Raw genomic sequence first — 26,520 nt, forward strand, 5'->3', positions numbered from 1 at the left:
GTGAGCGTTTGGCCTTAATCCGGATTTTCTCACGAGTAAAGGTTGCAGTAGAGGGGAGGCACCGGATATGCAGCCGTGGTGAACTATCGGAGTCTGCGCTTACCTGCAACTATCGGGTAATACAACAAATATTTTGCAATTTGCTCGCCCTGCAGGGTGACTGTATTGAATATTCCAGAAAAACACATCGCTTTTCAATCGCGTCAGGTAAATATAGTTATTTCAATATGTTATTTTTTTGTTCAAAAAAACATGAGAAATCGGGGGGAAATCCTTCTTGACGTCCTTGCTGTCAGGTTTATTATCGGAAATCTGGGTTAGTGGCAGAAATGACGATATGGCCGTTCCTGCCGGAAATGGAGATATGGAAGGGGAAAAATAATGAACGTGAGTTATGATTTTTTTGTGCCTTCGGCAAAAGAGTATGTCAAGGCACTGAAGTCCGTAAAAAAACAGTTGAGCGATGACCAAAGAAAAATGTTGGAAGCTCATTACAGGATATTTAATCACTCAATAACCTTTGGCCAGTTTGCAGAATTGATAGGGGCTAACGGCTATCAGGTTGCTTTGGATGCCTATGAGGATTTGGGCAGGTTGCTGGGTGAGAAGTTAAATATGGACTTTCTTGAAAGCGTTTCCCGGCCAGGAGAACCTCTTTGCTGTAGTGCCATTGGCAGTGGTAATCCCTATCGCAAAGAAGATGAGTCGTATTTTTTGGTCATGCATAAGGAACTGGTCGAGGCCCTGAGGCTGCTCAAATGGTTTAAATAGTTATTGCCGGTGCTTCGTAAACACACAAGTTGGCCGATGAGCTGTAGTCTATATTCGTTAGCCAGCTTGTGTGCAGGTGCAATGGACCTTGATATTGCTGGCATCACCCTTATTCCTCTTTTTGCCACTCAAAATTACTAGGCTCTGTGCGGTGCGTATGATGCACCTTTTCATCTTCTACGTATACAAACATGCCGGTTCAGCCCAGCAATTTCCCGCCCATATGGCAATTCTCTAACACCGCACCTGGTAGGGTGCCTTACACGCACCACAGGAATGATTGATCTGCCTCTTTTTTGATTGGCACCTCATAAATCCAGCTAAATAGTATACACTTGTCCCTAGTTAGTGATAGTTTTAACTATCATTTAACTCGTTTTTTATCCCCGTTGTTTACCTCTTTGAGATGCTTACTGTCTCAGTCATAAAGGAAGAACGCAAAACACAAAACAAACACCCATGGAGGTTACCATGTACGGATATGAATCACTTGCCTGGATTAAAGATAAAGACGGTAATGAATATGTATGCCCCATTGATGTATTGAAAGGCGATATCAGTGACCGCGATGATCTGAACGAGGAAGAGCGTAAACAATGCATGAATGTTAATCAGTTGATCGGAACCGAGCGTTGGTAACAGCGATATAATAAATGGAGAATACCATGGCACATAGTGAAAGAAATACAGACCTGAATAGTGTTGGTTACGAGTCTCTGGTGTGGGTTCGCGACGAGGCTGGTAAAGAGTTTTCCTGTTCTGTGAATCCGGGAAGAGGACAGGTGAAAAACTTTAATGAACTCAGCCAAGAGGAAAAAGCAACCTGTATGGATGTTAATCAGATTGTTGGCACAGAGAGGTGGTAACCTCTTCAGTAAAGCCCTGGCAGCCTTTGCCAGGGCTTTTTTATGCGGAGAGGTAACAGTTCAGCTGACACCTTTTATTTTTGCCATTGTAATTGCTTACGGGTTTTCCGGCTACCGTGACCCTAAAACCCAACCATTCCCCTGTGACTCATGATGAATAGAGAACGGTTGAGGAACCTGGCGTGTTTGGGATATTGAATAAATAGCATTTGTTTTTTAATTCGAAACATACGAAAGGATATTTCTATAAAGCTGTCAGGAGGCGGTAAAATTGTTTGCTGTACGGAGAACTTTATCGCAGAAGTTGTTTCAATTCTCAACGTATTCCTTTCATCACAGTTTTTGATAATCTGCACAAAAAAAACTCTACGTTACAAGCCCTGACGTCACCGTCTTTGATTTAATTGAAACTGACAGGGGCTTCCTTAACAGGTTACGATTAATCTGAAAAACAGAAGGGGATTGGCTATTTTGGGGTCGAGCAGGTGGCCAACGCGCTTTTAAATTACGGAAAGTGTTTCATATCAATTGGCATTATCTTCGCTAATTTGTGAAATACTCACTTCTTGCATTTAATCACATAATTACAGGTGGTAACATGCTGAAATGTTAAGACGTCGCCGTGGAGTATTTGGGGGGGAGTTCAACAGTATTGTACAGGTATATATGGTAGGTTTAATAAAAAAATATGTATATGTAATTATTTATATGGGGTGGTGGCGAAACTGCTTCAGGCTGGTCTCTTTCTTGAGTTCTTTGCTTTTGCATGCGATTAGTTTCATTATAATTTTAAAACGAAAATATATATTGTTTTTTAAACGCAAATATGTAAAGGTTGGTTTATTGGCTGGCCGGCACGTAATAGAGCCATTTGAGAACAGATATACAGGATACCTGCTAAATATCAGATTGTAGCAGTTAACTGACCCTCGCAGGAGAACGCACTTTTTCATAAATCATACTAAGGGCCACGGAAAAAATAAATTATCCAATCTTGCTTGTCTCTCAACTCGGTAACGTTGCCGCGTCAATGGCTCAATACGTCCAGTATGGAACCATTGACGCTACGACGTTACCAAACCGATATCCTAGGCAATTTTTGGATATGTAGTATTTTCCGCGATCCTAGGCAAAGAGTTTGTAATATGATGGCAAGAAATAAAACCAAAATTGTCTGCACTATCGGCCCAGCCTCACGGTCTGTTGAATCGCTTGGAGAACTTATGGCTGCCGGAATGAATATTGCCAGACTCAACTTTTCCCACGGCGAGTTCGAACAACACCGGCAGGATATCCAAACAATCCGCCAGGTTGCAGAAAGACTGGGCAGGCCCGTTGCGATCATGGCTGATCTGCCGGGGCCTAAAATCCGCATAGGCGACCTTGCAGAAGAAGAAATTATCCTTGTTAAAGATCAGAAACTTACCCTGACAACGGAACCGATGCTTGGCAGCTGCGAGAGAATATCTGTGAACCTGCCCAGGCTCCATGAGTCTGTTCAGGCAGGGAAGCAGATTTTTCTTAATGATGGATTTATACAGCTGGAAATTGAAGAGGTAGTTGCCAGAGATATTCATTGTCGGGTGGATGTTGGCGGCTGCCTCAGGTCACGGAAGGGACTCAATGTGCCGGATGTGGATCTGGGTATTGATGTCTTCACCGACAAAGACAAGGAGATCACAGCCTTTGCCCTGGAGAACGGGGTTGATGCGATCAGTCTTTCTTTTGTCGAAACTGGCGCCGACATTATGGGACTTCGTGAGTTTGCAGCTGCTCGGGGGTATGACCCTTTCCTCATTGCAAAAATTGAACGCTCCCAGGCAATCAGCAACCTGGATTCGATTCTCGATGTAGCAGACGGCATCATGGTTGCGAGGGGCGACCTTGGAGTAGAGATCCCCATATGCCAAATTCCAGGAGTGCAGAAGGAGATTGTCCGTAAAGCGCAGAAAGCAGGCAAGCCGGTAATCACGGCAACGCATATGCTTGAGTCGATGATCACCAATATCATCCCGACCCGCGCCGAAGCCACAGACGTTGCCAACGCCATCCTCGACGGTACCGACTGCGTCATGTTATCCGGGGAGTCTGCCGTCGGGAAACACCCTGCTGCTGCGGTTGCAACCTTGTCTTCCATTGCCGTTGAAGCGGAAAAGATTCGTGCCTGCCGCCCCAGTTTCTTGGCCAGTGATGGTGTGAGCACACAACCATCTGAAATCATTGCTTCCAGTGTTGAAACATCGGTGAAAGGTCTTCAACCCGCTGCTGTCATTGTTCCAACCAGGAGCGGATTAACGGCCAGAAATATTACTCGCTATCGTCTACCGGTCTGGACACTGGGAGTAAGTTCTCAGTTGAAAACCTGCCGGGATCTCGTCTTTTCCTATGGGGTGATTCCTGTCTATGAATCAGATCACCCGACCCACTGGCGCAGCTGGATTCAACAGAAACTTGAACAACACGGCCTGCAGGGTAACTGGGCCGTTCTAACAGAGGGGCCGTCAGGAAAATATCCGGACAGGAATACCCGAATCGAACTGATTGATCTTCAGAAGTAATAACAATACAAGGAGCACATAATGGCTATTACAATAGGTATCAACGGCTTTGGCCGTATCGGTAGAAGTATTTTCAGAGCATGGCTGCAGGATGAAACCTTTAAAGATGTTGAGATTGTAGCAATTAACGATCTGACTGACACCAAGACGCTGGCGCATTTGCTGAAATACGATTCTGTAATGGGCACCCTCGGAGCTGAAGTAACTGCTGAGACCGACGCAATTGTTGTCGATGGTCGCAGAATTGCTGTAACCAACCACCGGAACCCGGCGGAAATACCATGGAACACCCTTGGCGTCGAGTATGTAGCGGAATGTACCGGCTTGTTCAGAGATCATGAATCAGCGCAGGCGCATCTTGACGGTGGTGCCAGAAAGGTCGTTATTTCAGCGCCAGCCAAAGCAGGAGTAAAAACTTTTGTCATGGGTGTCAATGAGCAGGAATATGTGCCTACTGAGCACCATGTGGTTTCAAATGCATCGTGCACAACAAACTGTCTGGCGCCGCTTGCCAAAGTTATCCTCGATAAGTTCGGCATCAAGTCAGGATTGATGACCACAGTTCACGCCTATACCGGTGATCAGCGTCTGCTTGATGCCCCCCACTCAGACCAGCGCCGGGCGAGATCAGCAGGGCTGTCTATGATCCCGACTAAAACTGGTGCGGCTGCCGCTGTGGCCCTGGTTATTCCCGAGCTTAAAGGGAAATTCGACGGGTTGGCAGTACGTGTTCCCACCCCGAATGTATCCCTGGTTGATGCAGTCATCGAGGTCGAACAGGAGACAACGGTCGAAGAAGTCAATCAGGCGTTGAAAGAAGCAGCCAACCGCTATCTGGGATACGAAGACCTTCCACTCGTCTCCATCGATTTCAAGGGAAACAACCACTCTTCCATTATTGACGCGCAATCAACAAAAGTCATTGGCAAGACCGTAAAAGTCATGAGTTGGTATGACAACGAGTGGGGCTATTCCAATCGTATGCTCGATCTGATTATGTATATGGACAGCCAGAAAGTCATTTAAGGTAACTGCTCACAGCGCGCCTGATCTTACCTCGATCAGCCTGGATTACGTGTGCCAAATACGCTGCATCCGTCTGCCTGCGAGACCCTCAGGCGCCCTATGCCCATGTACAAAAATGGGAATTTGTCAAGCTTTCCATACTGGTCGTATTGAGCCATTGACGCTACGACGTTACCAAACCGATATCCTGCGTAATCTTTGGATATTTAGTATTTTCCGCGACCCTAAAACCAAATATGAGTCCACTTGGGCGTGGGCTATCGTCCCAGAGAGAATGTCAGGGGCACTGGAACCTGATTCTCTATAAAAAACGCTGTGAAATCCTGAAACTATGAGATATCTTCTACCATGAGTCTTTTTAAGGCTGTCCCATGGCAGCTGCTCTCTGTATCATATCGGCACGTAAATATATACTTTGCCTGAAAGGTTATTGTTTCTGTAGATGCAGTATTCCATTTCCAGAAGCAAAAGTTTTCCACACAGTCTGTCCAGGCAGGCTGTCAATGCAAATATGTAAGGAGAAAGCATGAAGAAAAAATTAAGTATTGCAGGGTTATCACTCCTTCTTGGTATCAGTGTTGCTGGAGAATCTGCCTTTGCCCAGGAGAATGCAACCAGTCTCAAGGATTGGTTTGCGCAGGGTGATGTCGGCGGCTCTCTCAAGTCCTATTACTATACCCAGAGCTTTGACGGAGCAGGCAAAAATGATAGCGAAATCTGGGTAAACGGCGGCGACCTGCGATACAATACAGCATCCTTTTACGGCGTGCAGCTCGGTGCAGAATTTCAGGCTGCATTTGTCGGTCATATCGATGACGAGGATGGTGTAACGGCAGGGAGCATGGATGCCGAAGGTGCTGTACTTTCAGAGGCCTATCTTCAGTACGAGTTGTACAACACCCGCTTTAAGGGTGGGCGGCAACACTATGTATCGCCACTTGTTGCCAATTCCGGGTCACGATTAATCAAAGAATCTTTTGAGATGTATTCCTTAAGCAATACAGATATTCCTGATACTGAAGTGACGCTTGGATGGGTCAATAAATACCAGACCAGGACTGATCGTTCCAGTTATGCTGACAACTATTTTGTTGAATATGACACCAATGGCACAGGTGATCCTGGTGATTTTTACGATGTCGGCGACAACGGCATGTGGATACTCTACCTGAAAAACTCATCCGTTAAAGGGCTTGATATTCAGGGTCAATATGGCAACGTCGTTGATGAAGTCCAGGGCTTTTATGCAGATGCCAAATACACCTTCGATATGGCTTTGAAACCATTTGTGGCAGCCCAGTACTATTATTCCGATTGGGACGATTCTTCAAAAGAAAGTAACGATCTGATTGGTTTTAACATCGGGGCCACCTATCTGGGGGTGGATGTCTTTGCCGGCTTCACTGCAGCAGGTGGAGATGAAGGGGATGAACGGGTCTTCCGCGGCCTGGGCCAGGGAGCATATTACAACTATACCACAACCACCAAGACAGCTGGAGCAGGTGCCTTTGAGGCAGATACAGACGCATGGCAGGTGGGAACAGGATATACCTATGCCGGGTTCAGCGGCAAGCTGCGTTTTACCTCTTTTGATAATCCTGCCGATAATGCCGACCTGGACGAATGGACCTTAAACCTGCTCTACAAGTTTGAAGGAATGCTTGAAAACCTTAGTGTGGCAGTCGATTTTTCAATCCTGGATTATGAGGATGGAGAAAAAGATGCTACAGATCTCAGGTCTCGCTTGATCTATAGCTTCTAAGCATACCTTCCCTGTCAATGTTCGTAATGCAGCTTGTATTTGTGGATGGTTACAGAGTGCCCGAGATTTTTGTAAGCAGGTTTGCGCAGCGTATTTGGTCATACGTACGTCAGGAAGATTGCGGAAAAATCAGGCGCTCTGTAACCCGTTACATGGAGAGATTATGAACATGGGTAAGGATAACTCGCTTATATATATTATGTATAGTAAGGATGGCAGGAAATAGCACCTTGTCGTTCTTCTTCGGGCATGATCGGGATCTGATTTTGCCTACATCACTGTCTAGGCTATGCATTCAAAAGCAATCGCCTGAATGAAATCATATTCAGCCACAACTTCGCTGAGAATCTTTGCCGCAATTATCTGTTTGCTCTTTCTGTTCAGACCTTCCAATTCAGATAGTGCTTTTCCAATTGTCTTCGAACAATAAGCTTGATCTTCTTGTGATGTATAAAGCCTCAATTTTGCATTGAATACTCTTGCCGTAAGCATCAGTTCATTGTAGAGTTTTTTTTGTTTTATCCAACTGTTTGTGCATTCTTTTTAACATTTTATTTATTGCCTTCTTTGAAAAGAATGCCATTTCTGGACAGGCGCTGTTAAAAAATGGATCAAAATGGTCAGCAAACGATTCCGCAGTAACCCGCATCAGGTAATTCTTTCTCGAGTAGCAAAAATACAATGCAAATTTGACATTTGGGGAGACTAAAATAAACCCTCAACATGATATTTTTTCCCACCCATGATTTGTCTAACATAGTCTGACGACGTATAATAGTGAATATGGAATAAAAGAAAACAGCTGGTAAAAAAACTTGCACACCAGTGACGTGCTTCCGACAAATACTTCTTTTTTAGAGAATTATTTGAGATATTTCACACATGGAGGAAGCAGTTTGAAGAGTCTTGAGAAAGCATGGAATCAGCGGACTTGACGATATTCGTAATGGAGGAATTCCTTCTGGACAGCCAACGACGCTCAGGGGTGGTCCCGGTTGCGGGAAGACGTCGCTGGCGGTGGAGTTTCTCTGCCGTGGAGTGTAGGAATTCGACGAGCCGGGGTTGATGGTATCTTTTCACGGAGTCTCCCTCTGGTCGCTTCCCTACTTAAGGGGCACGGAAAAAATACAGTATCCAATCTTGTTTGTCTCTCAACTTGGTAACGTTGTCGCGTTAATGACTCAATACGGCCTGTGTGGAACCATTGAAGCGATGACGTTGCCAAACCGATATCCTGCTCAATTTTTGGATATGTAGTATTTTCCGCGACCCTAAGATCACTCTCCAAGAACAAATTGGATGAGTCTTTTTCTCCGCAGCCCTTATATTGTCATCCAAATGGAAATTTTGGATAGATAAAAGACCATTTAACAGCGGATATTTACAATATGCCTAAGACAATCGTACTTTTCGTTGACGATGAGCCGAACATTCTCTCAGGGCTTAAGAGAGGGCTCTATAGCATGAAAAAGGAATTTTCCGCTTATTTTGCCGATAATGGCAAAGATGGGCTGGATTTATTGAAAGAACATGATGATATCGACATTGTCATTTCTGATATGCACATGCCGGGGATAGATGGTGCTCAGTTCCTCTATGAGGTTCAGCAGAGTTATCCCCATGCTGTGAGGATAGTCTTGTCGGGGCAGGCAGATGACAGTGCCATTGTCAGAACCGTCGGAGTTGCCCATCAATTTCTTTCCAAACCATGTGAGCCGGAAAGGTTAAAGGAGGTCTTGCTACGTGCACGAGCGCTCCACCAACAGCTTACCAACGACGAGTTGAAAGATGTCATCTCAAGCATTGATTCCTTACCGAGCCTGCCAACCATCTACAGTGAACTCCAGAAAACCCTTAACAATCCTGATTCGACGGCGGATGATGTTGCTGTAATCCTCGAAAAGGATATGGCCATGGTTGCCAAACTCCTGCAATTGGTTAACTCATCCTTCTTCGGCTTGTACCAGAAGGTCGACACTCCTTCACGAGCGGTAAAGCTCCTGGGCCTGGAGACCGTTAAGACACTGGTGCTGGGAGTTCAAATCTTCAACGAATTCAAGACTGCGGTTCAACCGATTCCTATCGGTTCACTTTGGGATCATAGCATGATGGTCGCGAACTGCAGTAAAAAGATTGCCGTGCAAATGACCGACGATCTCAGCTTTATAAACTACAGCTTCATAGGTGGTTTTCTCCACGATATTGGGAAGCTTATTTTTATTGCCAAGTTCAACACCGAGTATGGATCTGTTGTTGAAAACGCAAAAGAGAATGTCATTCCGCTGATTGATGCGGAACAGGCAGCCTTTCAGAGCACACATGGAGATATTGGCGCGTATCTCCTTGGGTTATGGGGGTTTAATGCTGATTTGCTTGAGGCGGTAGCTTTTCATGACAGCATCGGCAATTATCCGGGAGATTCTCTCAGCGTTGCTCTGGTGGTCCATTTGGCAAATTACTGTTATTACCTTGCCTTTCCGGAAGAAGCCGTTGGCGATGTACCCCAGCTCAATGAGGCGTATATCAAAGAACTTGGTTTGGAGTATGATGTGGAATCTCTGATTGCTTCAGGCAGGGAATATATGCTGCAAAGCAAGAATGGAGGTAAATAGCAAGGCGTCTATGTTTACCTAAACTTGAGCAAAAATCCCCATCTATGGCTATACACTCGCTGGGACCAACCTTTTTAACGCTCCTTTTGTTATATCCCGGCATTGTGATATCATAAGTATCATATATCCTCACCAATGCTGGTAACAAAACGCGCCAACAATCTATGAAAAATGATGACAGCAGCAAGTCAAAACAAGAACTGATTGAAGAACTTGAATCCCTGCGTACAGAAATAGCCATATTACAAAATTCAGAAGCAGAAAACCTCGCTACCATCATTCGAGACAGCGGAGATGGCCTTCTGGTTATCAATCATTCCGGTACAGTTCTCCTTGCCAATCCGGCAGCAGAAAAAATCCTTGGCCGCAAAGCAGGCTCTCTTTTTGGAAAAAAACTCGAACTTCCAACCACAGGTCCCGGCAAAATCGAAGTGGATATGGTCGGGGCTCAAGGGCAGATGATCCCTGTGGAGTTGTGGACGAGAGAAACTGTCTGGGAAAATGAACCGGTTATTCGGGTATCGATGAGAGATTTGACCGAAGCCAGGGCAGCACAGGAAGTTTTGCGGCAACGAGAATATGAACTCAATGCCTTTTTTAATCAATCCTTGCTGTTTGCTCTTGTGCTCGATCCCGAAGGGACAGTGGTAAAGATGAATAACCTCTGTTTCGAGGTCTGCGGCGACCTTGCTGAAAATACAATCGGTTTGCCGATATGGAAGGCCAAATTCTGGGATACATCCGCAACTCTGGAAGAACAAACCAGGCTAGCCGTACACAAAGTGCAAAACGGCGAGAAAGTGAGAGACGAGGTTAGCTTTCTGGATAAAAAGAGGCAGATATGCACGGGCCTGAGACTATTCTCCCCGGTTTTTGATGACAAGGGCGGGCTATTGCTCATATCACTTATCGGGCTGGATATTACTGAAAATAAAAGGGCAGAGAAAGAGATACGGCAAAATGCAGAGATTCTGCGATATATCATCAAGCACGACCCCAATGCGTTGGCTGTCTATGACAATGAGCTCAAGTATATTGCGGTCAGTGATCGCTACCTGGATGATTACAATGTCAAAGAAACCAATGTTGTTGGCAAGCATCATTACGAAGTCTTTCCGGAGATACCTGAAAGATGGAGAAAAATCCACAGGAGAGTCTTGCAAGGTCATGTTGAGACCAACCTGGACGACTCTTTTAAGAGAGTTGATGGCTCTATCACCTTTAACCGCTGGGAATGTCGGCCCTGGTATACAATTGATGGACACATAGGTGGTATGATCACCTACACCGAGGTAACAACTGAACGAAAACTCGCCGAGCAGAAACTGGCGCAGCAGAAAAAACTTTTCGAGACCATGTTCAACACCATACCCGACGGAGTGGTCATTACCGACACCAACCGGGTGATTGTCCTGAGCAACAGAAGCATGGAAACAATATTTGGATATTCTCCGGATGAGATAATAGGAGAATCGACCAAAATACTCTATGCAGATTCCGAACATTTCCAAAAAGCCGGCGCCACCGTTTTCAATCAGAAATCATCCAGAACAGGCACGTTTTACAGGACATGCTATAAAACCCGTAATGGCAGGGAATTTCCGGGTGAGACATTCGGAGCCAAATTATACGATAGTAACGGCCTTTGGATAGGTAATCTTGGTATAATGCGTAATATTACCGAACAGGTTAATCAAACCAAGGAGAACGAACGGCTGCAGAGACAACTCATACAGTCTCAAAAAATGGAAGCGATAGGTACGCTCGCCGGTGGAATAGCGCATGATTTCAACAATATTCTTTCAGCCATCCTGGGTTTTAGCGAAATGGCTTTGCGAGAGGCCGCTCCAGGGGAAATGTTAAGGGCGGATTTGGAGGAGATTTATTCAGCAGGTATTCGTGGCAGGGACCTTGTTCAACAAATACTTGCCTTTGCCCGTAAATCTGATGACGAACGGCAGCCTATTCAGGTCAGCACAATCATTAAAGAGGTTATCAAATTTCTCCGATCATCGATACCGACCTCCATCGAAATTACACTTGATATTCAAAGCGAATCTCTGATTTTGGGCAGTCCAACACAGATTCATCAGATTGTCATGAATCTATGCACGAATGCAGTTCAAGCCATAAAGAATGAAAAGGGATGTCTCCGGCTCAGCATTAAAGATATCGTCTTAGATGAAGGAGATGTCGTTCACTCCGAGTTACCGATCGGCGATTATCTTCAATTGCAGGTTACGGATGACGGTGTTGGCATCGCCCGCGAACACGTCAATCTGATATTTGAACCATACTTCACCACCAAGGGACTTGGAGAGGGAACAGGTCTTGGTCTCTCGCAAGTGTATGGAATAATACAAAGTTATGGCGGAATAGTGAAGGTGCAAAGCAAGGTGGGGAAAGGATCTACCTTTACTATTCTCATTCCCGTTTTTAAAGGGGATACAAGTGATGTGGGAGATGAAAAAGATGAACTGCCGACAGGACATGAGAGCATACTGGTGGTGGACGACGAGGCATCGATCACACGATTTTTAAACAAACAACTTACGAGTCTCGGCTATTCAGTTACGACAAAAACAAACAGTGTTGAAGCCCTTGAGTTTTTTCGCTCAAATTCCTCTGAGTTAGACCTTGTACTTACCGACATGACCATGCCAAATATGACCGGGGACGAATTGGCAGCTGAGATTTCCTCAATGCGTCCGGACATACCGATAATCATATGCACTGGCTACAGCAAAAAGACCTCGGGGAAGAGAGCGAGTGACTTGTTTGCAGACGAAATCCTGATCAAGCCAATTGTGCAATCTGATCTGGCAAGAATAGTACGAGAATTACTTGATAGAAAAAAGCTGAAAGAGACAACTCGTAAAAGGAATGGATCGTGATTGGAACAGGGGCTTTTCCCTCAAAAGAGATGTACAACCTGCAATCTGTGGCATGGCACGACAACAAAGAATTTACGCAGCATTGCTCCACTCTGGTTCGATGGTGAAAACCATCTGGAATGCCAATGAATTTTGAAGATATCAGTAAAGTAGTCAGTTACTCCATTGATAACAGTTCCAGCGGTATTGTCATAACTGATCTGCAAGGCACCATAGTTTACATCAACAACAGACAATGTCAAACCAGTGGATACAACAGGAGTGACCTGATTGGCCGCAATGCTAGAATATTCCAGTCAGGAGAAATGCCACAAGCAGTTTACAGTGATATGTGGACAACTATTCTTTCTGGAGAATCATGGCAGGGAGAACTGTTCAACAGAAGAAAAAACGGTGATATGTACTGGGAGCATGTTCACATATCTCCTGTTAAAAATCATGACGGCACTGTGGTCGCTTTCCTGGCGCTAAAGGAAGAAGAATATCATCATAACAGCCTGCAGGCCATAAAAGAACTCTCTCAGGTAGACCCGTTAACAGGACTGCTGAACAAGTCCGCTTTTCTGAAGTATACGAACAATGCCATCCGGGAAAGGCAGAAGCAACACTTGCCAGCAGGTATTACAGTCTATTGTATTGACATTGACCGATTTTATTCGATCAATCAAAACCTAGGATCTCAGGCCGCGGATGAGGTTCTGGTCGAAGTAGCTCGTCGTTTGCAGAGTTGTTTTCGCCATGATGATTTCGTTGCACGAATCGGAGCAGACATTTTTGCCATTCTACTTAATGACAGCAACAATGGTGTCCAAGCAGAATCAAAGGTCGAGCGACTCCTCGGCAAAATGAATAAGCCCTTCACACTTCAACAGCGGTATATATTTGTGACGGCAAGCATAGGCATCGCAAGTTTTTCCCATTGCAACCTGACCGCACAAGAAGTATTGGATTTCGCTCGTTCAGCCGCAGGAACTGCCAAATCTAAAGGAGGAGACAGTTATCACGTTTTTACCCATGCTGACGACCGTGTGGAAATTGAAGGCGGCATGGCAAACGATTTAAGGCATGCTATCGAGCGAAATCAGTTTGAACTGTATTACCAACCGCAAATTAACACAGTCAACGGAGTTATAGCAGGTGTTGAGGCGTTATTGCGATGGCATAGAAATGACAATGAAATGGTTCCTCCTGATATCTTTATTCCCATTGCTGAGAAAAGCGAACTCATCATAGCCGTGGGAGAGTGGGTATTACGACAGGCTGTTTTGCAAATAAAGGACTGGAGGAAACAAGGGCTTCCATGGATAAAGGTGGCAGTAAATCTCTCTGCGAAACACTTTCATCGAAGTGACCTGGCACCCTATATCGAGAACCTCTTGCGCGAAGTTGGCCTTGAACCGCATTTTCTGGAGCTGGAGCTTACTGAAGGGGCTGTATTACAAGACCCTATGAAGGTAAAAAAAAATATCCTCAAACTCAAATCGATTGGAGTCTATGTATCACTTGATGATTTTGGTACGGGCAATTCTTCTCTTGTCTGGTTGTCGCAACTCCCAGTTGATCAGATTAAGATAGATAAATCCTTTGTCTCCGATGTCGTTACCAATCCAGTCAATGCCTCGATTGTATCGGCAACAATAGCCATGGCCGGAAAATTGGATAAGGACAGTATAGCGGAAGGCGTCGAGACTGAGGCACAACTGCATTTTCTCCGTCGACAGGGGTGTGACTTTCTTCAGGGCTACCTGTTCAGTAAACCTCTTCCTGTGGACCAAATGGCATCTCTGCTGCAGAAAAAAGAGAGATGGATGTTAGAAAGTTCTTCAACGGATCAGGAGCGTTTTACCATCCTTGTTGTCGACGATGAGCCTCAAATAGTACAAGTACTCAGCAGAATCTTCCGGCGGGGCAAATACAGGGTGCTCTCTGCTTACAACGGCAAACAGGCGTTGGAAATACTGGCATTGAATCAGGTGCAAATTGTTATATCCGATCATCTGATGCCTGGTATGACAGGAGTTGAACTCTTGACGACCATCAAAAAGTTATATCCGGATACCACACGTATTATCCTTTCCGGTCAATCAAATGTCTCTATTATCATCGAAGCCATCAATCAGGGAGCGATCTGGAAATACTTCACCAAACCCATCGAAACAGAACTCTTGTACAATGCTGTTAGGAAAGCATGTCAGAAAATGACTATAAAGAAAACTTTGCCATAATCACCTTTTCGAGAATTTTTCATTAAGAGGACGGAAAAATTGTTTCCCCAAATACCTGAAAACAAGGAAAGGAACCAGTATGAATGTGGACCCTGCGTTTGAAAAACATCTCTCCCATGTGAATTTGGACGCCCTCAGCAAAAGCCAGGATGTGATTTACATTGTTGATAGCAGCATACGGCTTATGGCCTTTAATGAGGCCTGGATCATTTTCGCCCGGAAAAATGACGGCGAAAATATTCTCTCAAACTATCTCCTGGGAACGCAAGTGTCCGAGGTTGGCATTAAGCCCATAAGGAAATATATTCTCAACGGTTATATGAAAGCGCTGAGAGAAAAAATTCCCTTTGTACACGATTATGAGTGCTCATCACCACAAGCCTACCGGGTCTTTCACCAAACGGCATATCCCATCTTCGACTCCAGCGGATTGATAATAACCCATCACCTCATCATCAATAAACAGCATACCGAGAGGGAGATAGATTTTTACAGCCACTTTGAGAATGATCAGAAAATCGTAACGCAATGCGCTAATTGCAGGAAAATACGTGACCCTCAGAATGATAAGACATGGTTTTGGGTTCCTGAACTTGTAGAACGCCCACTGCCAAATACCTCACACGGTATCTGTGATCCTTGTCTTGATCACTATTATCCAGACATTTAGGAACTGATGTTAACATCATTCGTCAAAAAGGCATCGACAGCGATAGGTGTGAATTGTTTGCCTGGATCAAGCAGCGAGTTACCTCGGCTAAACTCGAAGCATTCAATGCCACAATCAGCAAAACCGTAAAACGGGCATACGGGTACGTGATCAGTTACGGAGGGCTTACCTCCTCCGTAACTATTACAAAGACCCATATTTTTTGATATGATAATAAAAGATATGCGAATAAACGGTTTTACATTTGATTACTGCAGATATTGAGGGCTTGGCTGATAGGAAAAAACGCGAGAAACACAATAATACGTCATGGAGAAAGATTAGATGCAAAAAATGATTCTTGTTGTCGATGACGATGTTGCCGTACGAAACGTCTGCGCCAGATTTTTACAAAGCATCGGCCATAAATATGAGATGTGCGTTGATGTCATATCTGCGAAAAAAGCTCTTGCAGAGAAAAATTATGATTTGCTTATCACTGATTTGAGAATGCCTGGAGATTCGGGTGTTGAACTTATTCGTCATGCAAAATCCCTTTATCCCACGCTGGGAATAGTTGTTATGACCGGCCATGGAACTCCTGAAATGGAAGATGAAATCGTAGAACTGGGTGTTGAAGGGTATATTATTAAACCCCTTAGTCGGGATGCATTACTAATAACTGTCAAAAATGCTTTGAAACAAACAGATCTCACTAAGGAAAGAATAGCCTATGAGTTCGAGCTGGAAGAAATCATCAAACAACGAACGGGAAAACTTCAGGCTATACTGGATAATTTGAGTGCCGGGTTGGTCTTGATCGACAAAAATCTGACTATTTTGGAGATCAACAGGAAGATGCGGGAATGGTTCCCCGGTATTACGCTCTCTGATACAACAAAGTGTTATCGAGAGCTTATCAAGTCGGAACGCCCACAAAAGTGTGATGAATGTCCCGTTGAGTTGGCTCTAAAAACCGGGAAAACGCAAGAAATGGCATGCCGTAGGGTAACGGCTGAAGGGGTTAAGGATTTCAGAATAGTATCAACGCCTATTCTTGATAGCAATGGACAACCGTATGCGGCAATCGCCCTTTACGATGATATGACGGAACGGATGTTGCTGGAGCGAGAACTGCGACAAGCCCAAAACCTTGAATCCGTTGGGCAATTAGCTGCCGGAATTGCTCATGAAATAAACACTCCAATTCAGTATATAAGCGATAATATCAATTTCCTCAAAGATGCCATTACTGACATAACCATGGTACTTGATGCCTATGAGCAGTCTTGGGCGGAGTTTTCAAAAACGGAAAAAATCCCGGAAGAGATCATCAATAAGTTGGAGCAAGTGAAAGAGGATGCCGATTTAGAATTATTGTGGGAAGAAATCCCAAATACAATTCAAGACAGTCTCCATGGCGTGAATCAGGTCACCAAAATAGTCAGGGCGATAAAAGACTTTTCTCATCCAGGCGAAGAGGAGAGATCTTCAGCAGATCTTAATGAAATACTGGAGAGTACAATCACCGTTTGCAGGAATGAATGGAAATATCATGCCAAAATGGAAAAAGAATTTTCTCCTGATCTTCCTGCTATATTGTGCTTTCCAGGTGATCTTGGACGGGTATTTCTTAATATCATCGTGAATGCCGCCCATGCGATTGAAAAAGCTGCCGGCAATCAACAGGGTGGCTTGGGAAAGATAATTGTACGGACACAAAAAACTGCTTTTGGAGTTCAAGTACAGATAAGCGATACGGGTAGTGGTATTCCAGAGCATATTCGGGACAAGGTTTTTGACCCATTTTTTACTACCAAAGAGCGAGGCAAAGGGACTGGTCAGGGACTGGCTATTGCCTATAGAGTTATTGTGGACAAACACCTGGGGAAAATCCGTTTTGATTCAGAAGAAGGAGTGGGAACAACATTCACCATTGATCTGCCTATGGAGTGCCTGCCTGCAAAGGGGGATCGTCTTGATTGAGTTTAAAAAAGCACCTTCTAAGGGATGTCTTTTTTACGATGTATGGTTGAGGAAATGTAACTTTGGTATCAAATAACGTGTTCAAATACGGATATGAGTATGAACACTGCCTTTCAGTTTTATACCCCCGTCCTGCTAGTCACTTTTTTCATGACAAGACTTTTCTAAAAACCGGAGCATTACATACAAGTAATACTCCGGTTCACTTTTTGGGTATCAATCCCCAATAGATAAAATCCGGCAACTGTTGGCCTGTATTTCTTCTTGAAACGGACCCACATTACACGATGAAATCAGCATCTGCCTTAAATCAGGCCATTGGGATGGAAGAGACCACTGCATCTGATGACGTGCTCTTCGCCTTACTGCTGTTGCCAAAGTGCCTGCGTGGCTTCAATATCGAGGGCATCGGCAAGAATCGCAACAGGATTTTTGACTTTTGCGGTGGTGGACATTTCGATTTGCCACTTACAGGTTTCACAATCCGTGGCTATACAATCCACATCTGCCTCTTCTATCTGGGTAAAGAGAGGCTGACCTACTCCCTGGGCGGTCTCGTAATTCTCCTTCTTGAAGCCATAGGTACCGGCGATGCCGCAGCACTGAGAATCAAGCTGCATCAGCTCAAGACCGGGGATCATTTGTAGCAGGGAGGTTGAATAGATGGACCAGCCCAGCTTCTCCATGTGACATGGTGTATGGTAGGCGACCCTGGCACTGTAATTCTTTTTAAAGACCAGCTGTAATTTTTCTCCGTCTATCAGGCGGAACAGAAAACGGGTAGCCAGCTCGGTCTGCTCACGCACATCCTCATTATTCACCCCGAGCAGATGGGGATACTCATCCCTGATGGTAAAAGTGCATGTTGATGAGGTGGAAACCACCGGGTGTCCATTTTCCACAATAGATTTCTGCAATGCCCGAACATTATGACGTGCCTGTCTGGCAGCCTGCTTGACAAGACCGTTTGAGATCAGGGCAACCCCGCAACATTTCTCTTTTTCAAGGAGTTTGACGCCATACCCAGCTGCGTTCATTATCTTGATGAGATCTTTGCCAAGCTGCGGAAAATTGTAATTGACATAGCAGCCATGGAAGTAGCTGACGCATTTTTTGAAACCATCCTGTTTTGCGGCAGCATGTTTGCGGTACCAGGTCTCAAACTTCTCGCCCGAGTATTTCGGGAATATCCGGTGATGATCAATCTTGAGCACCTTGTCCATTATCTGGCGAACAGGTTTGAGCGCGACGGTTGTATTGACTATCGGCGCAAAGGCACTTGCCATAGTGCCAACCAAATCGGTATTGGCCATAATGGCATCCCGTAACGTAGGTCGCTTGGTACCATATTTGATCCTGGCAGCCTGGATGACATCACCGATTTTTACTCCCGAAGGACAGGCCACCTCGCACCGCTTGCAGTTGAGGCATAATTTCAACGCCTCCTCATCAAAGTAGTCTGGGTTTTTCAGACGTAACCGTTCCCCGTCAGGGCCAGCTTGCTTTGGTCCGGGGTAGTCGGGATTCACCAGAACCACAGGACAATACACGGTGCAAATCGTACATTTAACACATTGCTCAAAATCATTGTCACTTATGTTGTACGGCTCAAATGTATCTTTCTTCATCGTCCTGGTCCTGTAAAATTTGTTCAGCGACATGCAGCGAAGTCAACAGGCATATTCCTGCACCACTTCCTTCTTTGAGAGGATTTGATCCGGCCAGTACCGAACCGGCTGCATAGAGATTTTCCACTGGCTGACCGTTGATCATTGGCCGGAACCTGGCATCAGTCCTGACACCATAGTGCATATACGGCTGATTGTTGAACACCTGCTTATCAAACCATTTTTCCCGTTCGTTTTCTCCATCGACATCAAGCCCGAAGATCGGTTCAAACAGGCCGTAAGGACCGGCTTTGATCCCTTTGGAATAGAAGCTGCCACTGGCGAGGATGAAGTGGTCTGCTTCCAGTTGAATATCACCGTGGTTGTTGGTGTTTACGTAGCGCAGCCGATTACCCTTGAACTTCCCTTCCCGGACCATGTCTCCGAGGAAATGGGTACCGCCGAGCTCCTGGAAGCGCTGGCGAAGCTGAATCTGGCACCTGATTCCGGGAGTAGACGGTGGCACGGCCGGTAAAAGGACTACAGGTTTGTTGATCCGTGCTTTAAGGGCTGCGGGAACCGTCGTATTGAACAGGCCAAACACGGCAGGCAGGATAATGACATCACTCTCTTTACCCAGTTTATTGACTTTTTCTGCAAATTGATCAAGTGCATCACCCTGGTCAAAAACTTTGGCAATGTTTGATGAGCGCATTTCGCTCGGATTGCGACGAATTGCTTCAAACTGCGCCATCGCAACATTTCTGACCTGCACCTCCACTCCGTAGCGTGTCAGGCCGTCCTTGATGAACAGGGTGTGAAAATCCAGAAAGCCCTGAAGGTTTACAATGGTCGCCCGGGACAAGGGCAGCTTGTCATTCTTGGCAAAGCTGGTGAAATCATCGAGGGTTAGCCATGTTGGCTTCATGGTGCCCATTGGCGTCAACACAAAATGGTTGCGCTTTGCGGTACCGGCAAAGACCATTCCGGCTCGGTCCAACAGCTGAGGGGCCTCCTCGGCAAGGCGGGCGATATTCGCCTGACCTACACGCTGGTAAGGATGTTCAGATGGCAGGCTGTGTATACTCTCCAGCGGGTTCGTCACCTCTTGCCCGTTCACGCGGCTCAGCAGGTCAAATGATCCTGAGAAAAAATGGATTGCGCTTTGACCCGATGAAACGATGGCACACTTTCTTCCCTGTTCCATCAACCTGATTCCGCAGGTAAGGCCGCTTAACCCACCACCAATGATAACTGTATCAAATTTCATAATAACACCGGGTCAATTATTCTCTGGTTTCAATCCATAAATTCCTTCATAGATCCAGGAGGTAAACTGTGACTCAATGAGCGTTTCGCCCCAGGCGATCGGGTACATTCCCTTCCAACGTTCCTGGAGGAAGTTGGCCAGGTCATCTTTTGCCTGAACTGTTTCTTCCAGAGCCTCGCCAAGCAGTCCAGCTGCGCGACAGGCGCAAAGTTCCCCCTGACAGGTCCCCATGCCGACGCGGGTACGTCGCCGCAGGTCGATGAGGTTAGCGACATGCAATTCCTTGATCGCGTAGTTCACCTCACCAATGGAGACGCCTTCGCATTCACAAACCATGGCGTCGTCCATCATGTCGCTGGAAGCAATATTGCTTGCCAGGGTGCCGTGACGGTCCTGGGCCGACATCTGGACAACGCGTGAACCGGAGTAGATTTTACGGGTCGCTGATTTAACGGAAAAGTCATTCTTTTCGGACCCAGGCAAAGGGTTGTCCGCGGTTTCACACTGCTTTTCAACAGCAAGTTTCCTGCACACCAGGTCAGTTGCCCACTCAGCCATAAGCCGGTAGGTCATGAGTTTTCCACCGGTGATGGTAATGAACCCTGAAAGGCCATCCCTTTCCTGGTGATCCAGCAGAACGATACCACGGCTGATATTGCGGCCATTGGGGTCATCATCTGCAGCAACCAGTGGTCGCACCCCTGCATATGCGCGTAAGACCCTTGTTGTGGCCAGGCTTGGAGCCAGTTTCATCCCTTCCCGAATAAGAACATCGACATCCTCGGTGGAGACGTACATGTTGTCAATCTCGTCATAGGGGATACGTTCGGAGGTTGTGCCGATCAGGCAGATAGTGTCACCCGGTACAAGGATGTCTGCATTGGCCGGCTTTCGGCACCTGTTGAGAATCATTGTATTGACCCGATGGCCGAAAATCAGCAGGGAACCCTTTGCAGGAAACATATTCACCGTCACCCCTGCAAGCCCGGCAAGATGCTGGCCCCATATTCCCGCAGCATTCACCACAATTTTGCCGTGATAGCTTACTTTAGCTCTGGTCTGGTGATCGTAGAGCTCCACACCGGTAACCCGATCGCCTTTACGGATGATGCCTGTGACCTCATGGTGGGTTAAAAGGTCTGCGTTATGTATTTTGGCATCAAGAACATTGGAGAGCGCAAGCCTGAAAGGATCTACCGAACCGTCAGGAACCTTAACAGCTCCTATCAGTTCCGGATTGACCGAAGGTTCGATCAGCCTGGCATAATCCGGGTCGATTGCTTGGGCGTTGATTCCGGCCTTCTGGCATGAATCAATAAAAAGGGACTGGAAGGCGATGTCATCATCGGGCAGTGTAATAAAGAGTCCATCATTTTCTTCCACACAATGGCTCGCGATACGGCGCAGTATCATATTCTCCTGGATACATTCCGATGCAGACTCGTGGTCGGTCACCGCGTATCGTGCGCCACTGTGCAGTAATCCATGATTCCTTCCGGTTGCTCCAGTCGCCAAATCGTGGCGCTCGACAAGCAGCACGCTCAGTCCACGCATGGCGCAATCCCGTGCAGTACCGGCACCGGTAGCTCCTCCCCCGATAATTATCACATCGTAATCTTTGCTCGTATTCATGGTGGTTATAAGAAGTCGATGATTAATGCGATGTTATCGCTGCTCAAGGCTTTCGTATTTAACTTTCATATTTTTCATTAATATACACAAAGCGAAATTTATCTGCCAGGAAAATTCACATTTTCTCCTGTGGGCATGCAACTGTTCCGACAGGATTCATTTGAACGTGCAAAATTCTTCGAGTGATCACATGCAGATAAGCGGCTACGCAGGAGGGCTTGTAGGAGCCTAATTTTGGATATTTTTCGGGATGAAGATTTTGCAAATGAACAGCCCCGTTTCTCAGAACATCTGGGCTAAGTACATATCAGGTGAGAGTGTTAGTGTTACCTGTTGGTTATCCTAACTACCTGAAAAAATGTTTATTAAGGGGAGCATGGTGTGCGGTATCTGTTTTGTTGCCAAATATTTGCAAATACGCGCAGCCTTCGATAGACAGTCACTACGCCTGCATGTGGTGCTTCGCATCTACTGCAGCATATATTTGTGAGAGCTCCGGGGTGACAAGCTCCAGGGCTGGATCAATTGCTGATCTCAGTGAAAGAAAAATCGAGGGTTGATAATTGTCCTTAGGGAAGTGATGTGTATTTGTCGAGATTAATGAAAGGTATCTTTTGCCCATTTTTCATTAAATTCGTACTATATCAGAAAGGAAAAGTCGCTAAAACAAGAGACTCAACATAACTGGCCACTGGTACTCCAGATTTGTGCAAGCGCGGTTTTTATAGGTAAACGAAGACTTCGAAAGGCTATCTGTGCGGGTAACGGCGATCATGTTAAGAGATAAACGACCAGCGGGAAACTCCGTGGAGTATCTGTTATCAGTTGCGATTTAACGGCTACTCTTGTTTGCTTGCATTGATAAAAAAAGGATATTATTAGTCATTATGTGGGATGCGCATTATACGACAGTCATCTGATGTGTTTTTGTTTTGATTACACTCCTGAGGAAATAATGAAAATCTCCAAACAATATATAATCCCCGGCATACTGTTACTTCTCGCCGTAATCCCCTGTTCTTTATATGCCGCTCAGGGGTATCTCGGGAAGTCAAAGATGTATATCGAGGGTGATTACTGGGAGATGCTACACGACGAAAATCTATTAACGATTACGGGAAATGTTTTTACAAAATCTGAAAACATGGAACTGTGGTGTGAAAAAATGGTCGTCTTCTTTGAAAAAGACGATACTGCGTCTAACGACAGCGGCAGTAATAGCAAGCAAATATCTAAAATTATTGCTACGAAGAACGTGAAAATCGATTTAAAAAACGGATACACTACTTTTTCAGATAAAGCGGAATATATCAAGAAAAGGCAAGAAGTTACCTTAAGCGAAAATCCAATTATAAAAAATGAAGTCAACGAAGTGCGAGGTTGTCTCATTACATATTTCCTGAATTCAAAATCATATACAGTTGAAAGTTGCACTGGCAAACAATCAGGAATGACCGTTAAATGAAAAAATAGTATTCTCCTGCGCCAGGAATCTGATTATAGGTACTTTACGGAGTCTTCCCTTACCTGCGAAAACCGCGCTTGCACAAATCTGAAGCACCTGCTACCAGTTACGACTTAGAACTAGTTGAAATGTCAGTGTTGTTAACCCCGTGATCCGTTACCAGGTTTTCCTAGCGAAGATACAACGAACGAATGATCAAAATTCAACCAAAGCTGTCTCGCCAACAAGTGAGGTTATGTAATAGGGGTACGTTTGATATTTGATGTGGCAATAGTAATACCTTGAGTCACTCGTTCCTTGATTTGCAGTTTATGGAGACTTGCGTTTTAATCGAAGGCACGGCCATAGCAAAGCCTTCGTGCTCCTGTGGATCTCCCCATAGCTCTCGAACCGTAGGGCCATTGTTTGTCCGTCGTTCCCGGAAAAGGAAGTTTCTAATCTCTCGGGGCCAGACTTGACGTCCCAGTCCAGTGTACCAGCGCATCGCTGAACGTAGTCGCAAGTCTTGATGGCGCAACGTGCGACGTATCGCTGCGGGGCGGAGCTGCAGGGTCGCCTCAATCACCTTGACCCATGCAAAGACGCGCCAGGTAGGCAACTGGGTCGCCAACACCTGATGCTTGTAATCCCACCAACGTAGATCTAGCTGTATCACACGTCTTTCACTCGATTCACTGTAAAAGGAAGTCCAGCGATGGGGGGTGGCGTAAACGATGCTGATTTGGTCTGCATCCAGTACTAATAATTGACGCAGCGCTCGCCAGTAGTCGCGATCGGTCTCCACGTCGAACCCAACTGCAAACGTTGCAAGGGAGAGGATGTTATGTCTGCGCAGAAGCCTGACCGCCTGCCGATCGGTCGCAGTGGAGCTCCCTTTGGCTATTTTGATCAATGTCTCTTCATCGGTGTTATCGGTGCCCAGCAATAGCCGCTCAAAACCAGCCCTCTTGTAGAGGTGCAGTATATCCGCATCGCGAACGATATCGTCCGCGCGTGCCGACGCAACTAATGTGAGCTCCACGTTTTGCGATATCAGTGCTTCGAGGAAGGCTTTCCACTGTGACCGGGATGCAATGGGATTTTCATCCGCAAAATTTACGACCTCTACTCCATGTTCGCGATGTAAGCGCGCGAGTTCCATGGCTAACTGAGCAGGATCGCGATGTCTCCAACGAGTCCAGAAGCCTCGCTGGCCACAGAATGTGCAGTGATGGGGACACCCCCGTGAGAATTGGATGCCGATGGCTCGCCTCCCGCCCCAGTATGTGTATTGCTGGTGATCAATTAATTCCCATGCCACACGATAGAAATCGAGATTTTGGATGAGAGGAGCGCGCGGCGTCGAAACCACCTCCTCCCCATTTCGATACGCGATGCCGGGTACGCTGGCCAGATCATCGTTTGCGACCAGTGCATTGATTACTCGTAGGCATGTGTGTTCTCCCTCGCCGCGCACGATGATATCAATGGAACGTTCGGTAGCTAGAATTTCTCGCCAGTGATATGTGGGGTAGACTCCCCCGTAGACGATCACTACATCCGGCAATCGTAGCCGCAACGATTGAGCCACGCGAGCAATGACCGGGTGCGCCGAAGTCGAGCCACAATGTCCCAGCAATACAATATCTGGGGCAGCCGCTTCAGTCCTGTCCAACACTTCTCTTTCGCACCGGGTGCCGATCTCGCCATCTATCAGCTTGACGCAGTACCCGGCGTCGATCAGCGGGCCAGCAATCGACAGCAGACCTAACGGAGGCAGATGATCAGAGATGCTGCTGCCAATAGACGGGTGGGGGACATTTAACATTAGGATTTGCATACTTCTTTATCTGTTCAGAGTTCTTAATATATCACTGCAGCTTTTCTTGTGAAAACACTGCTGGAATCGGCGTGATGATAATATGATTTATAGTCTCGCTGGTTTCTCCGTTGCCATAACTCTCTCTTTTGTTGTCCGGTATCCTTGAATTGCACGAGTTCGCCCTTCAACTGAGAGAACGTTAACAAAAAAGTGTGAAAATAATGTGAAGTGGAGGAGAAATGTCTGTGAACAATCAACGAATCCGGAGTGTGCAGAACATCCGGGAAAAACAAAATGGCCTGTGTGCCGCTACCGGGCTGTTTTTTAAGGTCGTTTCTCTGTCATACGATAAGGGTCACGGAAAAAATACATTATCCAATTTTGTTTGTCTTTCAACTGGGTAACGTTATCAAGCCGATATCCTACGCAATTTTTGGATATTTATCATTTCCCGGGACCCCAAAGCGGTGTTTGGCTGGACGAACATGAAGATAGTATTTATCCTGGATAGTTTCGTTTAATGAAAAGTATACTTTTACGGACGGTAACCTGAAGAAACTGTTGTAAATTTCAGCTAGTTGAGGAGCGTTAGATTTTTCTCCCTCAGCCATCACGCTCTATCTAAACGGTGAAGAATAATCGATATAAGGCCTTCCAGGCTTAACCTTGCCAAATGCAATCTATGATTTTTGTCAAGTGTGCATGATTAAGGTTACTCCTGTACAGATAGGGGCAACCAAATTAAAAATGAAGCTTGTTGATAGTAAAATTTGAGCATTTGGGTAGTGCTGTCATTTTGCACGAAAGCTAGTGCGGTCTAGAATCCTGATTTGAAAAAATATGTGTCAACGGTCTGGGTGCTGAATTAGTTATAATTCGTGTTGCGAAAGCGGGTAATGGAAATGCAGATAATTTCCAAATGGGATAATGAATGGAAGTGCTAATTGAAATTATTGGAGAATTGATCCTTCAAACAATTGCAGAGATATTATTTGAAACCGGTTTTTATTCAATTCTTGAGATTCAAAAAAGGCGTTCTGAAAGAAATCCATTCGTTGCTGGAGTTGGGTACCTTGTAACTGGTAGTATTATAGGAGGGATCAGTCTTCTTATATTTCCAAGATCACTAACTTCTCCTGATTATAAATTATTAAACCTCATATTCATACCTATATTGGTTGGCGTGATCATGTCAACTATGGGGATGATTAGGTCAATAAAAGGTCAAGATATTATAAGGTTAGATAAGTTTCTCTATGGTTATCTGTTCGCTCTAAGTATGGCTTTTATTAGATACCAATGGGCAAGGTGAAATAAAATTTTTGCAAACACGCTATTAGGTTGTAGGCAGAGAACTTACTTGCTTCGATTCCATCGGGAGACTTCGTGGGGTACC

At 45.6% G+C, this 26,520-nt stretch carries 18 protein-coding genes; 13 read left to right on the forward strand and 5 right to left on the reverse strand.

All coding sequences use genetic code 11. The features are described from left to right. Positions 1-381: 381 nt before the first annotated feature. The 6 genes from G493_RS0114095 to G493_RS0114130 all read left to right on the forward strand — a co-directional run bounded on the left by G493_RS0114095 (position 382) and on the right by G493_RS0114130 (position 6,983). Positions 382-771, forward strand: coding sequence for a hypothetical protein (locus G493_RS0114095; RefSeq protein ID WP_028580921.1), 390 nt, complete (start codon positions 382-384; stop codon positions 769-771). 471 nt (positions 772-1,242) lie between these two features. After that, positions 1,243-1,410 (forward strand): hypothetical protein, encoded by a 168-nt coding sequence (locus G493_RS33850; protein ID WP_167332849.1) that lies wholly within the window; start codon positions 1,243-1,245, stop codon positions 1,408-1,410. A 26-nt stretch (positions 1,411-1,436) separates the two neighbouring features. Further along, a complete protein-coding gene (locus G493_RS0114105) occupies positions 1,437-1,637 on the forward strand; it encodes a hypothetical protein (protein WP_028580922.1) in 201 nt (66 codons plus the stop codon). A gap of 1,145 nt (positions 1,638-2,782) precedes the next feature. Then, positions 2,783-4,195, forward strand: a complete 1,413-nt coding sequence (gene pyk / locus G493_RS0114115; RefSeq protein WP_153306531.1) for a pyruvate kinase — start codon at positions 2,783-2,785, stop codon at positions 4,193-4,195. Positions 4,196-4,216: 21 nt separating this feature from the next. Next, positions 4,217-5,221 (forward strand): type I glyceraldehyde-3-phosphate dehydrogenase, encoded by a 1,005-nt coding sequence (gene gap / locus G493_RS0114120; protein WP_028580924.1) that lies wholly within the window; start codon positions 4,217-4,219, stop codon positions 5,219-5,221. A gap of 526 nt (positions 5,222-5,747) precedes the next feature. Next, complete coding sequence (locus G493_RS0114130) at positions 5,748-6,983, forward strand: hypothetical protein (RefSeq protein ID WP_028580925.1); 1,236 nt, start codon at positions 5,748-5,750, stop codon at positions 6,981-6,983. A gap of 876 nt (positions 6,984-7,859) precedes the next feature. Here the strand turns inward: G493_RS0114130 and G493_RS35000 are convergent. Then, the gene (locus G493_RS35000; protein WP_232363768.1) at positions 7,860-8,063 is read right to left on the reverse strand and encodes a hypothetical protein; all 204 of its coding nucleotides are present in this window, start codon (positions 8,061-8,063) and stop codon (positions 7,860-7,862) included. 308 nt (positions 8,064-8,371) lie between these two features. Between G493_RS35000 and G493_RS29315 the strand changes: the two genes are divergently transcribed. From G493_RS29315 to G493_RS32255, 5 genes are all read left to right on the forward strand, one after another. After that, a complete protein-coding gene (locus G493_RS29315; protein ID WP_084813589.1) occupies positions 8,372-9,595 on the forward strand; it encodes a response regulator in 1,224 nt (407 codons plus the stop codon). 164 nt (positions 9,596-9,759) lie between these two features. Then, the gene (locus G493_RS32250) at positions 9,760-12,489 is read left to right on the forward strand and encodes a PAS domain-containing hybrid sensor histidine kinase/response regulator (RefSeq protein WP_051309307.1); all 2,730 of its coding nucleotides are present in this window, start codon (positions 9,760-9,762) and stop codon (positions 12,487-12,489) included. A gap of 125 nt (positions 12,490-12,614) precedes the next feature. Next, complete coding sequence (locus tag G493_RS0114160; RefSeq protein WP_028580927.1) at positions 12,615-14,714, forward strand: EAL domain-containing protein; 2,100 nt, start codon at positions 12,615-12,617, stop codon at positions 14,712-14,714. Between the two features lie 79 nt (positions 14,715-14,793). After that, on the forward strand, positions 14,794-15,384 hold the full coding sequence (locus G493_RS0114165; RefSeq protein ID WP_028580928.1) for a hypothetical protein: 591 nt from the start codon (positions 14,794-14,796) through the stop codon (positions 15,382-15,384). 324 nt (positions 15,385-15,708) lie between these two features. After that, positions 15,709-17,349 carry an ATP-binding protein gene (locus G493_RS32255; RefSeq protein ID WP_051309308.1) on the forward strand — a complete coding sequence of 547 codons (1,641 nt, stop codon included), beginning with the start codon at positions 15,709-15,711 and terminating at the stop codon, positions 17,347-17,349. Positions 17,350-17,711: 362 nt separating this feature from the next. On the opposite strand, the gene glpC is transcribed toward G493_RS32255, so the two are convergent. The 3 genes from glpC to glpA are packed head-to-tail and all read right to left on the reverse strand — an operon-like array spanning position 17,712 to position 21,858. Continuing rightward, on the reverse strand, positions 17,712-18,977 hold the full coding sequence (gene glpC, locus G493_RS0114175) for an anaerobic glycerol-3-phosphate dehydrogenase subunit GlpC (RefSeq protein ID WP_028580929.1): 1,266 nt from the start codon (positions 18,975-18,977) through the stop codon (positions 17,712-17,714). Then, positions 18,958-20,226, reverse strand: a complete 1,269-nt coding sequence (gene glpB, locus G493_RS0114180) for a glycerol-3-phosphate dehydrogenase subunit GlpB (RefSeq protein ID WP_028580930.1) — start codon at positions 20,224-20,226, stop codon at positions 18,958-18,960. The genes glpC and glpB overlap by 20 nt, the downstream gene beginning before the upstream one ends. Before the next feature lie 12 nt (positions 20,227-20,238). Beyond that, positions 20,239-21,858, reverse strand: coding sequence for an anaerobic glycerol-3-phosphate dehydrogenase subunit A (gene glpA / locus G493_RS0114185; RefSeq protein WP_035274532.1), 1,620 nt, complete (start codon positions 21,856-21,858; stop codon positions 20,239-20,241). Positions 21,859-22,813: 955 nt separating this feature from the next. Between glpA and G493_RS0114190 the strand changes: the two genes are divergently transcribed. Then, positions 22,814-23,323, forward strand: a complete 510-nt coding sequence (locus G493_RS0114190; protein ID WP_028580932.1) for an LptA/OstA family protein — start codon at positions 22,814-22,816, stop codon at positions 23,321-23,323. A gap of 286 nt (positions 23,324-23,609) precedes the next feature. Here the strand turns inward: G493_RS0114190 and bchE are convergent, their stop codons facing one another. Next, complete coding sequence (gene bchE, locus G493_RS0114195) at positions 23,610-25,142, reverse strand: magnesium-protoporphyrin IX monomethyl ester anaerobic oxidative cyclase (protein ID WP_028580933.1); 1,533 nt, start codon at positions 25,140-25,142, stop codon at positions 23,610-23,612. A 913-nt stretch (positions 25,143-26,055) separates the two neighbouring features. On the opposite strand from bchE, the gene G493_RS0114205 reads away from it, so the two are divergent. Next, the gene (locus G493_RS0114205; protein WP_028580934.1) at positions 26,056-26,436 is read left to right on the forward strand and encodes a hypothetical protein; all 381 of its coding nucleotides are present in this window, start codon (positions 26,056-26,058) and stop codon (positions 26,434-26,436) included. Positions 26,437-26,520: the final 84 nt, after the last annotated feature.

The organism is Desulfogranum japonicum DSM 18378 (assembly GCF_000429945.1).
GTDB lineage: Bacteria > Desulfobacterota > Desulfobulbia > Desulfobulbales > Desulfobulbaceae > Desulfogranum > Desulfogranum japonicum.

Coding starts and splice junctions, on each gene's coding strand:
- G493_RS0114095 (WP_028580921.1), top strand. CDS start 382: ATGAACGTGAGTTATGATTTTTTTGTGCCTTCGGCAAAAGAGTATGTC.
- G493_RS33850 (WP_167332849.1), top strand. CDS start 1,243: ATGTACGGATATGAATCACTTGCCTGGATTAAAGATAAAGACGGTAAT.
- G493_RS0114105 (WP_028580922.1), top strand. CDS start 1,437: ATGGCACATAGTGAAAGAAATACAGACCTGAATAGTGTTGGTTACGAG.
- pyk (WP_153306531.1), top strand. CDS start 2,783: ATGATGGCAAGAAATAAAACCAAAATTGTCTGCACTATCGGCCCAGCC.
- gap (WP_028580924.1), top strand. CDS start 4,217: ATGGCTATTACAATAGGTATCAACGGCTTTGGCCGTATCGGTAGAAGT.
- G493_RS0114130 (WP_028580925.1), top strand. CDS start 5,748: ATGAAGAAAAAATTAAGTATTGCAGGGTTATCACTCCTTCTTGGTATC.
- G493_RS29315 (WP_084813589.1), top strand. CDS start 8,372: ATGCCTAAGACAATCGTACTTTTCGTTGACGATGAGCCGAACATTCTC.
- G493_RS32250 (WP_051309307.1), top strand. CDS start 9,760: ATGAAAAATGATGACAGCAGCAAGTCAAAACAAGAACTGATTGAAGAA.
- G493_RS0114160 (WP_028580927.1), top strand. CDS start 12,615: ATGAATTTTGAAGATATCAGTAAAGTAGTCAGTTACTCCATTGATAAC.
- G493_RS0114165 (WP_028580928.1), top strand. CDS start 14,794: ATGAATGTGGACCCTGCGTTTGAAAAACATCTCTCCCATGTGAATTTG.
- G493_RS32255 (WP_051309308.1), top strand. CDS start 15,709: ATGCAAAAAATGATTCTTGTTGTCGATGACGATGTTGCCGTACGAAAC.
- glpC (WP_028580929.1), bottom strand. CDS start 18,977: ATGAAGAAAGATACATTTGAGCCGTACAACATAAGTGACAATGATTTT.
- glpB (WP_028580930.1), bottom strand. CDS start 20,226: ATGAAATTTGATACAGTTATCATTGGTGGTGGGTTAAGCGGCCTTACC.
- glpA (WP_035274532.1), bottom strand. CDS start 21,858: ATGAATACGAGCAAAGATTACGATGTGATAATTATCGGGGGAGGAGCT.
- G493_RS0114190 (WP_028580932.1), top strand. CDS start 22,814: ATGAAAATCTCCAAACAATATATAATCCCCGGCATACTGTTACTTCTC.
- bchE (WP_028580933.1), bottom strand. CDS start 25,142: ATGCAAATCCTAATGTTAAATGTCCCCCACCCGTCTATTGGCAGCAGC.
- G493_RS0114205 (WP_028580934.1), top strand. CDS start 26,056: ATGGAAGTGCTAATTGAAATTATTGGAGAATTGATCCTTCAAACAATT.